Below are 12214 nucleotides of genomic sequence, written 5' to 3' on the forward strand. Positions count from 1 at the left end.
CTCCCTCATCTCACGTGAGTACGCTGCTCAAGCGGAGTTGGATCTGGCGCGTCACGTCCGGCACACCCAGCCCTTCCGTGACGTGCTGGGCCGCGTCCACGATGGAGGCCAGCCGCTCCCGCGTCACTCGGATGTTCCGGACGTGGAGGATGTCGAGGATGGTGACGAGATCGACCGCCTGCCGCTCCAGTGGAATGTTCTCGCTGGCCGCGGACGCGAAGATTCCGCTGTGCGCCTGCAGGGAGCGATCGTAGGGCCCCAGCGGAGGGGAGTCGAGGTAGGGCGGACCGCTGACGTCCGTCAGATCGCCGTAGTAGTACAGGGTGTAGCCCCTGGCCATGCGCCTCCAATGCTCGTCATCGGAGAAACGACGGAAAAAATCTACGGTTGCCGCTCTGTCGCCCAGATGAGTGAGGGACCATAGCAGCGCGTTCGTCAGGAAGGGATCCCGCTCCCGGCCGAGGAGTCGCCGAAGCGGTACAACGGCGTCCGGCGCACACCGGGAGATCAAATAGACGATCAGGTTGCAGACCACCAAGGTCGCCTGCGTGTCAGTGATGCGCTCGTGGGCTTTGAGGTACTGAGCCACCAGGTCATTCGTCAACTGTGGGCTCATCGTGCCGGTCTGATGCCGGAGATAATGCCGGACCTCACGAGGCACGTCGCGGGACAACGTCTCGAAGAGCTGATCCACTGTCATCGGAAACTCGGAGAGACGTTCCCGGATCCGTGCCGCCAGCAGCCACTCGTAGAACGAATAATGCACGAATTCGAGGCGCTCGCGGCCGGCGTGGGGGACCCGGTCAGCGATGATGTCGATCGCCGACCGTAGACAGGCGGAATAGTGCCCATCGCCTGCAGCGGTAGCTTTGACCAGCGCATGAGGATCCGGCGTCGCTGTTCTGGACGTGTAGGCGGCCCAGACGACGTCCATCCAGAAGCCGAGGGCTCCTTGGGGCAGATGGCAACCGCGCCCCGCCAGACTGGCGTCCGCCACTCGGGCGAGATGGTAGAGGTAGGTGCCGTACAGGTCGTTCTGGCTCTCCGGAGGTCTGGCCGGGTCGACCTCCATGATGAAAGTGAGCATCCGGGCGTGCAGCGGCCTGGTCGCCAGACGCGACAACTGCGGGGATCGTGACACGTCGTCGAGCACCTTGGTGTTCGATATGTGCCCCGAGGTATGAAGCCGCTGGACGAACTGAGCGAATTCCACGTCCGGTCGCCACGGCATCAATTCGTACACATCGTCCACCACGATGCCGTTCGCGTCGAGGTAGGAGGCCTCCTCGAAATCTCGGGATCGCGAGGTAAGGATGGTAGGCGCCGCGTTCATCAGCGTCCTGAGCGCTTTGGCGACCTGAGGCCGGTAGTCCTGAGGTGCCATCGCCTCGTCCAGGCCGTCGAGCAGAAGGACGGGTGGCCGGCCGGTGCTCTGGGAGATCAGCTTCTGCAGGGTCTCGAGTTCCTCGACGGCGTCGGTGATCCTCAGCAGAACGGGCGTCACCGTGGCCGTGGACCACGCTGCCGCGGCCTGCAGCAGCGCCATGCTCTTGCCCGCGCCCGGGGCGCCAAGCATCACTGCCGACCGCTTCGGATGCATCCGGCCCAGGATCGCCGATGGCGTCGTCGCTGCGTCGCGCCGTGTCCGGTCGACGATCCTGGGCGCTATCGCGATGCGCCGTTCGATGAGGTCGGCCAGGGTCATGTCCAGCGGAAAGGCCGTGCGCCGCCGTCCGAAGGCCGACTTGGACATGGCCGCATAGCTCTGCAATGCCCTGTTCGCTGCCGGATCAGCTGTCACGTCGGCTGTCTCTTCCAGAATGGAGTGCCGTCGTGCAGGACCGCAGGTGTGCTGACCGGCAGACGAACGACCTGGCAAGCCAGCGTAGCCCACAACATCCATCGATGTACTGAGGTGGGGCTGCCCGGGTACGCGACGACCCCGTACTCAGAAGAGGTCTTCCTCCCGGAATTCGCCGGTGGCGTCGGCGCGCTCCCGCAACTCCACCCGGCGGATCTTGCCGGAGATGGTTTTCGGGAGCTCGGCGAACTCGATGCGGCGAATGCGTTTGTAGGGCGCCAGGTTCTCCCGGCAGTGCAGCAGGATCGCCCGGGCCGTCTCCGCGGTCGGCGCCCAGCCCTCGGCCAGCACGACGTAGGCCTTCGGCACCGCGAGCCGCACCGGGTCCGGGGCCGGCACCACCGCGGCCTCGGCCACCGCGTCGTGCTCGATCAGCACGCTCTCCAGCTCGAACGGGGAGATCCGATAGTCCGAGGCCTTGAACACGTCGTCGGTTCGTCCCACATAGGTGACATATCCATCCGCATCGCGGGAACCGATGTCGCCGGTGTGGTAGTAGCCGCCGGCCATCGCCTCGGCGTTGCGCTCCGGGTCATCGTGGTAGCCGGGCATCAGTCCGAGCGGGCGCTCCCGCAGATCGAGGCAGATCTCGCCCTCGTCGCTTTCCGCGCCGGTTGCCGGATCGACCAGCGCGACTCTATAACCGGGCGTCGGCCGGCCCATCGACCCCGGTTTCACATGCTGACCAGGGGTGTTGGCGATCTGCACGGTCGTCTCGGTCTGGCCGAACCCGTCGCGGATCGTCACGCCCCAGGCCCGCTGCACCTGCTCGATCACCTCGGGGTTGAGCGGCTCCCCGGCGCCGACCACGGTGGCCGGCGGGTTCCGCAGCTGCGTCAGGTCGGATTGCACCAGCATCCGCCACACCGTCGGCGGCGCGCAGAAACTCGTCACACCGCATCTGTCCATCTGGGTAAGCAGAGCGGAGGCGTCGAAGCGTCTGTAGTTGTAGATGAACACGCATGCCAGCGCGTTCCACGGCGCGAAGACGTTGCTCCACGCGTGCTTCGCCCAGCCGGGGGAGGAGATGTTCAGGTGTACGTCGCCGGGGCGCAGCCCGATCCAGTACATCGTCGACAGATGCCCGACGGGGTACGACGCGTGGGTGTGCTCGACGAGTTTCGGCAGCGCGGTGGTCCCGGAGGTGAAATAGAGCAGCAGCGAGTCGTCCGCCCTGGTCACGCCGTCCGGGGTGAAGTTCTCGTCCGCCTCGTGAGCCGCTGCGTAGGCGTGCCAGCCGTCTGTTGCGGGGCCGACCGCGATCCGCGTGTAATCGCCTTTCACGTCCGCGAACTTGCCGGTGTCCGCCGAGCCGGTGATCACGTGCGCGGCTCGCCCCCGGTCCAGGCGATCACGCAGGTCAGCCGGACCGAGAAGCGGGGTCGCCGGGATGACCACGGCGCCCAGCTTCATCGTGGCGAGCAGGCACTCCCAGAGCTCCACCTGGTTGCCGAGCATCAGGATCACCCGGTCGCCGCGTTTCACGCCGAGGCCGCGCAGCCAGTTCGCCACCCGGCTGGACCGCGCGGACAGCTCGGCGAACGTGTGCCGCTGCTCCGAGCCGTCCTCCTCCACGATCCACAGCGCCGTGCGCGGCCCCGCCTCACCGGCCGCCTCCGCGTCGAACCAGTCGATCGCCCAGTTGAAGGTGTCCAGCTGCGGCCAGCGGAAATCCCGATAGGCGGTGTCGTAATCGTCGCGGTGCGCCAGGAGAAACTCACGGGCCTGCCGGAACGTGGTCATGGCCTCACCCTATTCGCCGCGGAAGACCGGTGTGCGGCGCTCCAGGCTCGCCCGGATCCCCTCGGCGCTGTCCGCTGTCGCCCACAGCACCTTCTGCTCACTGAGCTCATGCGCCAGCGCGTCCCGCACCCGCGCGGCCAGATCCCCGCGCAGCGTCGCCCGGATCGACCGCACCGCCAGCGGCGCCGCCCCGGCGATCTGCGCCGCCAGCTCCATCGCGGACGCGCGCACCCGCCCCGGCTCGGCGAGCCGGTCCGCCAGGCCCAGCCGGACGGCTTCCTCGCCGCCGACCCGCCGGCCGGTGAGCAGCATGTCCGCCGCCGCCTGCCGCCCGACGATCTCCGGCAGCGTCACGCTGATCCCGAACCCCTGGTGGAATCCGAGCCGCGCGAAATTCGCCACGAACCGGCTGGACGCCTCCGCCACCCGGAAATCCGCGGCGCACGCCAGCCCGAGACCACCGCCCACCGCGGTGCCCTGCACGGCCGCGATCAGCGGAGTCCGGATGTCGAACAGCTGAGCGGCCTTCTCATACAGCCGCCCGGCCGCCGTGACATGGTCGGCCGCGAACTCGCCGCTGCCGAAATCCGCGCCGCCACAGAAATGCTTACCCTGTGACGCGAGAACGATGGCCCGGCACTGCTTGTCGCCGTCGAGGTCACGCGCCGCATCGACGATCTGCCCGATCAGGGCCTCGTCGAAATGGTTGGCGGGCGGCCGCCGCATCTCCAGCAGGGCGATCCCGTCACCGACGGTCACCGACAGGTCAGAACGCACGGCTGATCTTATCGCCGTGGCTATGGACCGTGGCTAGCCGCCGCCGGTGCCCGCGCGCTCCACCAGGACGAACACCAGCGCACCCACCGCCACGATCGCCGCTGTCGCAGCGATCACCACCAGCAGGATCGCCCAGCCCCGGTCTTTCGGTTGCGCTCCCTGCCGGGTCAGGCCGATTGAGGGGTACGCGTTGAGCATGTCCGCGGCGGACAGAAGGAGTTCGTCGTGGTTGTGGGGCGGGGGAGGGAGCCGTGATGTCGGAGGTTTGGTGATGAGGGGTTTCGGTGGTTCTGCGGTTGTCTTCGGTGGGTCGGATGCGGCGGGTTCCTGCTCGGGTTCCTCGGGTTCGCCCGGATCCTCCGGGTCCCAGAACGGCTCCACGTAGCGGGACTGCGTTCCTTGTTGCGGTGGCGGCTTCGGGTCCTCCATCTCCGGGATCCAGGGCAGCGGCACTTCCGGCTGCGGGTCTTCCGTCCGCCGGGCTTCCGTCTGCGGGGCCGGTGCCTGTGGCGGAACGCGGTACACGCCGGGCGGATCGGGGAGTTGTCGGTGCGGCGGTGCGGCTTCCGCCCGTACCGGGGAAGGCTCTTGGATCTTGGAGAGATAAGCCCGCGCCCGGGTGACCGCCTGGTGCCCCGCGCCGAGAGCCGCCGGGCCGTGCTGCGCGACCCGGGTGAACGCCTTGCGGGCCTCGTGGCGGTTGCCCAACTCCTCCGCGACCTGGCCCAGGTCGTAGGAGACTCGCAGGATGAGCGGGCTCGCGTCCCCGTGCCGGCGCTGCCCGGCGGCGTAGGCTTCCTCCAGCACCCGGCGCGCCCCGGCCGGATCGCCGACGCGCCGGCAGAGGGCGGCCAGGTGCAGCTGCGTGCTGAGCACCTCGGGATGATCCTCACCGAGCCGCGCCTGCCCCAGCTCCACGGCACGCTCCAGCAGCAGGCGAGCACCATCCGGATCACCCGAGGCGACCAGATGGCGAGCCCGCTCCAGAGCCTGCGTCAGCGGGGGCACGTCCTCATGCTGCCCGCTCCACCGCGCCCCGGCCACCCCTGCTTTGGGCACCGTTCAGAGCCGTGTACAGTTCTGACCTGTGCGGCACGCGGGGCAAGCCCCGCGATAAGCTGCATAAGTGCAGGTCCGGGTGGCGGAATGGCAGACGCGCTAGCTTGAGGTGCTAGTGCCCTTTATCGGGCGTGGGGGTTCAAGTCCCCCCTCGGACACAAAAATGAGGCACCCATGCCTAAGTGCCTGTCTCGCTACTCCAAGATCGATCTAACGCCGGTTCTAGGCTCGCGGGATGAGCGGTGCGAAGCGCGGTGACCGGGGCTGGCTGTCGCTGGTCCCGCAGCCGACCGGCACCGCTGGGAACTCGGCGCAGAAGCCGCCGCGGCGGTGCCCTGGGTGCGGTGACCGGTTACCGGCGGCGGCCCGGATGTTGATGATGTTCTGCTCGCCGGCGTGCCGAGCTCGGCACTGGCGCAAGGTCCGGCGGAGCCGGGCCCGGATCGCGGCGGTGAGGCAGGAGTATCGGGTGGCGTGTCCGCAGTGCGGGGCCGAGTGGGTGGCTGGTCTGGATCGGCCGTTGTCGGCGGTGTTCTGTTCGCCGCGGTGTCGTACGAGGGCGTGGCGAAGCAGGTCACTCACAGCGGGTCGTTCGGACGAGTGACCGCTGGCGGGGGACTGCGACCTTGCTGACCTGCGGTTCAGCCTGACTGGTATCGACCGTAGTTGCTGACGGCGGGTTCTCGCCGCGCTGCGGGCGGCCCCTGGGGCGGTGACCTGATGCCAGCCATGATCGGGAACGTGACGCAGGCCCGGTACGACGAGATCGTGACCGAGTGCCGCACGTTGATGCAGGAGCACACCCGGATGCAGTTCCGGATGGGTGAGTGGGCGTTGGAGATCGAGCCGATGCGCGCGTATGGCGGTGCGCATCCGGCGCTGAGCGAGGAGATGGTGACCGTCTCGCAGGCGCTAGCCATGTTCGCTGAGGACATCGGAGCTGCCGCGACCACGGTGAAGAAGTGGCGGTGGGTCGCCTCGCGCTGGCCCCGGGAGCACCGGCGCGTGGACGCCTCGTTCACCGTGCACGCGATTCTGGCGGAGATCCCGGACGCTGAGCAGCGGTTCGCGGTGATCGCTCAGCCGCCGGTGATCGCTCGCACGGGCGAGCGTCGGTGGAGCCCGGACGAGGCCAGCCGCCGGGTCGGCAACCGGGTGTCGCGCCCGGAGTCGGTGGAGGAGAAGGTCGTGGCGGTCCACGACTTGGTCCGCGACGAGAAGGTCGCCTCGCGTGTCGCCGCCGACCTGTTGCGCCGGCCGGACGTGGCGTTCAAGGCGATGAGTGAAACCACGGTGCAGGAGAAGGTGGTGGCGGCGCAGGAGCTGGTCCGTGACGAGGAGGTCGCCTCGCAGATCGCCACGAATCTGCTGCGTCGCCCGGAGGTCGCCGCGCGGGCGATGACCGACAGCACGGCCCGGCACCAGGTCAACCGCGCCCAGGTCGACCAGTCCCGGCAAGGAGCGGAGATCGTGCGGCAGCGCACGCCCGCGCTGCAGCAGGTCCAGCACACCGCCGAGTTCCTCGACCTGGTCGGCGCGTGCGCCCAGTTCGTCGCGTCCGCCGGCCGGATCGTGCCCGGCCTACGCGGGCAGAACTACACCGGCGACGAGAAGGCGACGGTGCAGCGCAACGTGGCCCGGGTCCGGGCCGCCGCGGACTGGATCGAGGGCGCGGTGGCCACCGGTCAGGTGACCCCGGAGGAGGGCCTGGCCCGCCTCCTGCGCGGCGAGTAGGCCGCCGGTCATGGGACGGGTGCCCGCGAATGTCGCCGGTGATCTGGTCCGGGTCGCGTTGATGGAAGCCCGTCCGGCCGGGCTGACCACCCGGCAGCTGGTGACCGCGACCGAGCTAAGCCAGTATCAGGTCCAGTCCGGGCTCCGGTTCGTGCGTGAGGTCCTCGCGGCGGAGAACCTCACCCCGCTGACCTGGACCCGCCGCGACGGTTACCAGCTGTCGACCGAGCCGGCCGACTGGATCGCCTACGAGCGGGCCTGCGTACGCACCGAGCTGACCCGGATCGCGCGGCTACTGAGCAGCACGGTCATCCCCCACGCTCAACGACTTCCCGACGACGAGTGGGTCCAGCTGGTGCTCGGGCAGCTCACCGGCGTCAAGTCCGCACTCGGGCTGCTCGTCCGCGGCGCATGACGACCATCGAGGGCGCGGACTGGACCACCTACGAACGCGGCTGCGTGCGCGAGGAGATGCTGCGGATCACCCGGCTGCTGGACACCGTGCTCATCCCGCACCTGAAGGGCCATCCCGACGACGAGTGGGCCCAGCTGGTGCTTGGCCAGCTCACCAGCGTCAAGACCGCGCTTGAGCTGCTGGCGCGTGGCGAATGAACGCCACGATCACGGTCCTGCCGCGGCGGCGGCGCTACCCGTCGGACACCACCGACGCCGAGTGGGAACTCCTGGAGGCGCTGCTGCCGCCGCCGGCCAGCACCACACCAACGGGTGGCCATCCGGAAGCGCACCCGCGCCGCGAGATCGTGGACGCGATCCGCTACCTGGTCGACAACGGCTGCAAGTGGCGAGCCCTGCCCTCGGACTTTCCGCCCTTCAAGACCGTTTACGGGTTCTTCGCCCGCTGGGCCAAGGCCGGCGTGCTCGAGCACCTCCGAGACCAGCTGCGCCGCCGCATCCGCGTCGACGCCGGCCGATGCCCCCGCCCGGTCACCGCCATCATGGACTCCCAGAGCGTGAAAGCCGCCGAGACCGTCAGCCGAGACACCCGCGGATTCGACGGCGCAAAACTGATCAACGGCCGGAAAAGGCACCTAATCGTCGACACCAAGGGCCTCTTGATGACGGTGAAGGTGACCCCGGCCGACGTCACCGACCGCGATGCCGCCCGCGAAATGCTGCCGGAGCTACGCAAGAACAACCCTGAGCTGACCCTGATGTGGGCCGACAACGCCTACACCGGCCTGACCGACTGGGCCCGCAACGACCTCGACCTCACCTTCAAGGTCGTGAAGAAACCCCCGAACCAGGTCGGCTTCAAGGTGCTGCCCCGCCGGTGGATCGTCGAACGATCCCTGTCATGGCTGATGCGCGCCCGCCGCAACTCCCGTGACTACGAGCGCCTGCCTGAGCATGCCGAAGCCCACATCACCTGGGCCAACATCACCCTGATGACCCGCCGGATCACCCGCGCGGATAGCCGGCGGGCCGCAGTACCCGAACTCATCGCCGCCTGATCAGCTCGGCATCATGCAGGTCCGCATTCCTGTTCGGGAGGATCGAGGACTGACTGTAGAGTGCCGCCGTGAAAAACCATCCGGTCCGTGACGCCTACTCGTACATGTCGGAGCAGTACATCGCCTTGTTCGATGGTGACTGGCAGGCCCACGCGGACGACACGGCCCTCGTCCGAGGTCACCTCGTCGGCCTGGACGGCACGGTGCTCGATCTCGGTTGCGGCCCCGGCCATTGGAGCGCCTACCTGCATTCGCTCGGCGCCGACGTGACCGGCGTCGACCTGGTCCCCGAGTTCATCGACTACGCCCGGACCAACTTTCCCGGACCGAAGTTCCAGCTCGGAGAGATGACCGACCTGGACCTTCCTGCCCATTCGGTGGCCGGCATCCTCTCCTGGTATTCAACCATTCACATCCCGCCACCGGAGCTGGACGGTGTGCTAGCCCAGTTCCGCCGGATGCTGACCCCTTCCGGGAGGCTAGTAATCGGCTTCTTCGACAGCGACGACGAGGTGGCCGCGTTCGATCACAAGGTCCACACGGCATACCACTGGCCTGTAGACGAGTTCTCCGCTCGCCTGAGAGAAGCCGGTTTCACCGAACTTCAGCGTCTTAGGCAGCAGTTCCCGGACCGCCAGTATGCGGCCATTGCCGCAGCAGCCGCTGCGTCATAGTGGCCGACTGACCAGCCCTGCGGCCAACGCGCATGCTCGGCGGCGACCGCTGCGCGCGGACGGTGCGGTCACCTTCGCAATTCGGCGTTCGGATCGGCGTCACCGTGACGGTGCAACGAACGGCAGAGACGAAGCTCTGCAGGCCAATACTCGCACTAGCTGCGGAAACAGGTTGCGAGACAGCCACTGACCGGGCTGGCCTGGCTGACCTCGCGCCACCGAGCTCCCGCGGACTTCCTCCGTGGTCTGGCTCGCGAAGAGATCCAGCTGAACCACGAGGCGTTCCGCGGCCTGCAGCCCTGGCGGGCGGCCGCGCACCTACAGGAGCTGTTGATGGCCTGCGAGCTGCTGCCCGTGATCGACAAGCAGATCCTCCTGTTCGAGCGCTGGTTGCACGAGCACCTCACCGCCGTCGGCGACCCAGACCACGCCCAGTTGCTGCGCCGGTTCGCGACCTGGCACGTCCTGCCCCGGCTGCGGGCCCGCGCCGAGACCCGACCGATCAGTTCAGCTGGTCGCCGCTACGCAGGCGAACAGATCGGCCAGGCCAGCGCCTTGCTCGGCTGGCTCGCCGCCCGCGGCCGCTCGCTCGCCGACTGCACCCAGACCGACGTCGACGCATGGGCCGTCGAGCACAGCGCCAGCGACCGCGTCAACGTCCGGGCCTTCCTGCAATGGTCGGCCGCGAACCGGCTCCGCCCACGATTCGAGCTGCCCGCCATCCAGGGGCCGGGCGGCACGCCGCTGCCCGAACGCGACCGCACCCGGCTGCTCGGCCAACTCCTCACCGACGACCGCAGCCCGCTGCGCACCCGGGTCGCAGCAGTGATCCTGCTGCTCTACGCCCAGCCCGTCAGCCGGATCACCCGGCTGACCATCGACGACATCATCCGCGACGGCGACCAGATCCTGGTGCGGCTCGGCGACCCACCCTCACCGGTGCCCGACCGTGTCGCCGTCTTACTGCTCCAATACCTCGGCCACCGCACCAACATGCGCACCGCCACCAACCGCGACTCACGCTGGCTCTTCCCCGGCCGCCGCGCCGGCCAACCACTGCACCCGCGCACGCTGTCGCCGCTGATCCACGAGCTCGGCGTCCCGACCACCGCCGGCCGCGCCGCCGCGATCCGCCAGCATGTCCTCGATCTGCCGGCCCCGATCGTCGCGACCGCGCTCGGCTACCACCAGGTCACCACCGCCCGCCTTGCCGCCGAGGCTGCACCACCTGGTCCAATTACGCAGCAGGTGACCGAAGCAATGAGGATGAATGATTACGGCTTGACCAGCCGATCTATCGTCCACGGCTGGAAGAGCGAGTCCCATGCATCGCCTTGATCGTCGTCATCCAACAGGACGTAGTCCGGCTCCGTCGAATGCACCGATGTCCACAGGACAGCGACCGGATCGTCGATCGCTGCGAGCCCGAGTTCTTCCAACAATCTTGGACCTGCGGTATCAAGGTCAGGAAAGTCCCGGTGCAAACCGTCCGCCAGCCACATCGAAGCTCGTCGCATCTCGCTGAGGTCGCCACCTCGGGAGAAGCCGAGCAGGTCATGCCAGTTCGGCAACGCGATCAGGGTGGCAAGCGCGGTTGCGAGGTCTGGACCGACCACACCAGCGTTTCCCTCGGAGTCTGCATAGAGCACCGGACGACTAGCGCCGCCCGCTCCCACCAGGAAGAAGGCGCCTCCAGCGCCGTCTGCGGCGATGATCTGAAGAGGGAATCCACACGACAATCTGACAGGACAACCGAAGTCTGCAGGCCTGTCAGCTACATCGAAATCGGCGAGCCTGCTCAACTCTTGATTCATCGCTGGGGAGGCTTCGATCATCCGCAAGAACGCAACGTCATCACGCACAAAGCCGAGTCTAGGCATCTTCAGGTAGTCAAGATCGCAACGTCGGGACGCATCCGTCCGGCTCGCGCGTGACTCTCGCACGAGCATAGGCCCCTTGGCAGTCCCTGCAGCCCTCGGCCAACCACGGAGAGTGGCGATCAACTTGCGGTTGAGGCGCTTTCAGAGCGAATCCGCGACAGTTGAATAGGCGCTCTCACCAGTAACCAGTAAAGGGCCTGGAACTCGCCGCCGACGACCGCCGCGACGCCGAAGAGGCCGCAGCCGAGATTGTCACCGAGGTGACCACCGGCCAACCCGATCCCGGCAAGATCCGCCGCGCCGTCAAGGTGCTCAAAGGCGTGCTGGCTCCGATCGGCGCCGGCGTGGCCGGTGCCGCGACCGCTGAATCCCAGGAGTGGGCGCGGACCGCCATCGACCAGCTCGGTGCCGTTCTGTAGCAACCCGCACTGGTGTATGGCCCTCACGCCGGTCACGGCGCCCAGCCTCACGTCTGTAGATGGCCAGCAGCGGGGTCGGGAGCGAGGGAGGGCTCAGGTTACGGGAAAGCCGATGTCGTACTGACACGGGATGAGAACGCCGCTGACGTCCTGGTGAGAATCAGGCGCTGACGTCGCGGCGAGAAGTCTCATCGGGGAACAACGAACTGCCGGACTCGTAAAGCCCGGCAGTTCGTATAGTCCACACCTAGGCGGCGTAGTCAGCACATCGTCAATTCTCGAATGGACTAGCGGGGCGGTCAGTGGTGGCTTCGACGCTGGACGCTTTTGATTACCGTGAGCGAACCCAGTAGTGCAAGAGTGAACCCGATGATGGCCAACCATCGTGGCCCTTCTGACCAAAAGATGACTGACCAGTACAAGGCGACGAGAACAGCGAAGACGCGGACTGCGAGTTCCGTCTGTGGCGCCCGCCACCATGGGGTGCTGTTCCGGCTTTGCATCGGGTTCCTCTCTGTCCGGTCCCGGAGGTCCGGTAGCCATTTTAGTTGCTGGGGATGATGTAGGTGGTGGGGTCGATTGATCCGCCCGGCGT

General features: G+C 67.7%; 11 protein-coding genes, 1 tRNA gene and 1 pseudogene. 8 read left to right on the plus strand and 5 right to left on the minus strand.

Translation table 11 applies throughout. From position 1 onward, the window contains the following. Nucleotides 1-10 precede the first annotated feature (10 nt). From AB0F72_RS17540 to AB0F72_RS17555, 4 genes are all read right to left on the minus strand, one after another. Nucleotides 11-1801, minus strand: a complete 1791-nt coding sequence (locus AB0F72_RS17540; RefSeq protein ID WP_360431743.1) for a hypothetical protein — start codon at nt 1799-1801, stop codon at nt 11-13. Nucleotides 1802-1948: 147 nt separating this feature from the next. Continuing rightward, entirely contained in the window at nt 1949-3604 is a 1656-nt protein-coding gene (locus AB0F72_RS17545; protein WP_360431746.1) for an AMP-binding protein, read from the minus strand. 9 nt (nt 3605-3613) lie between these two features. Next, nucleotides 3614-4381, minus strand: a complete 768-nt coding sequence (locus AB0F72_RS17550) for an enoyl-CoA hydratase/isomerase family protein (protein WP_360431749.1) — start codon at nt 4379-4381, stop codon at nt 3614-3616. A 33-nt stretch (nt 4382-4414) separates the two neighbouring features. Then, a complete protein-coding gene (locus tag AB0F72_RS17555; RefSeq protein ID WP_360431752.1) occupies nt 4415-5389 on the minus strand; it encodes a tetratricopeptide repeat protein in 975 nt (324 codons plus the stop codon). 124 nt (nt 5390-5513) lie between these two features. On the opposite strand from AB0F72_RS17555, the gene AB0F72_RS17560 reads away from it, so the two are divergent. The 7 genes and pseudogenes from AB0F72_RS17560 to AB0F72_RS17590 all read left to right on the plus strand — a co-directional run bounded on the left by AB0F72_RS17560 (nt 5514) and on the right by AB0F72_RS17590 (nt 10658). Further along, nucleotides 5514-5598: transfer RNA gene (locus AB0F72_RS17560), tRNA-Leu, on the plus strand. A 562-nt stretch (nt 5599-6160) separates the two neighbouring features. Next, nucleotides 6161-7174 carry a DUF6192 family protein gene (locus AB0F72_RS17565; protein ID WP_360431754.1) on the plus strand — a complete coding sequence of 338 codons (1014 nt, stop codon included), beginning with the start codon at nt 6161-6163 and terminating at the stop codon, nt 7172-7174. A gap of 10 nt (nt 7175-7184) precedes the next feature. Then, the gene (locus tag AB0F72_RS17570; protein ID WP_360431756.1) at nt 7185-7589 is read left to right on the plus strand and encodes a hypothetical protein; all 405 of its coding nucleotides are present in this window, start codon (nt 7185-7187) and stop codon (nt 7587-7589) included. Continuing rightward, nucleotides 7586-7786, plus strand: coding sequence for a hypothetical protein (locus tag AB0F72_RS17575; RefSeq protein ID WP_360431759.1), 201 nt, complete (start codon nt 7586-7588; stop codon nt 7784-7786). The genes AB0F72_RS17570 and AB0F72_RS17575 overlap by 4 nt, the downstream gene beginning before the upstream one ends. Then, nucleotides 7783-8601: pseudogene (locus tag AB0F72_RS17580) on the plus strand (IS5 family transposase); the annotation flags it as partial. The gene AB0F72_RS17575 and the pseudogene AB0F72_RS17580, both read left to right, overlap by 4 nt. A gap of 149 nt (nt 8602-8750) precedes the next feature. Then, the gene (locus AB0F72_RS17585; RefSeq protein ID WP_360431835.1) at nt 8751-9320 is read left to right on the plus strand and encodes a class I SAM-dependent methyltransferase; all 570 of its coding nucleotides are present in this window, start codon (nt 8751-8753) and stop codon (nt 9318-9320) included. A 333-nt stretch (nt 9321-9653) separates the two neighbouring features. Then, nucleotides 9654-10658, plus strand: a complete 1005-nt coding sequence (locus AB0F72_RS17590) for a hypothetical protein (protein WP_360431762.1) — start codon at nt 9654-9656, stop codon at nt 10656-10658. Here the strand turns inward: AB0F72_RS17590 and AB0F72_RS17595 are convergent. Continuing rightward, complete coding sequence (locus AB0F72_RS17595; RefSeq protein ID WP_360431765.1) at nt 10595-11182, minus strand: hypothetical protein; 588 nt, start codon at nt 11180-11182, stop codon at nt 10595-10597. The genes AB0F72_RS17590 and AB0F72_RS17595 overlap by 64 nt on opposite strands. Nucleotides 11183-11460: 278 nt before the next feature. Here AB0F72_RS17595 and AB0F72_RS17600 point away from each other — a divergent pair, with 278 nt between their 5' ends. Then, nucleotides 11461-11619, plus strand: a complete 159-nt coding sequence (locus AB0F72_RS17600; RefSeq protein ID WP_360431768.1) for a hypothetical protein — start codon at nt 11461-11463, stop codon at nt 11617-11619. Nucleotides 11620-12214 lie beyond the last annotated feature (595 nt).

This window comes from Actinoplanes sp. NPDC023936, from assembly GCF_040639325.1.
Taxonomy (GTDB): domain Bacteria; phylum Actinomycetota; class Actinomycetes; order Mycobacteriales; family Micromonosporaceae; genus Actinoplanes.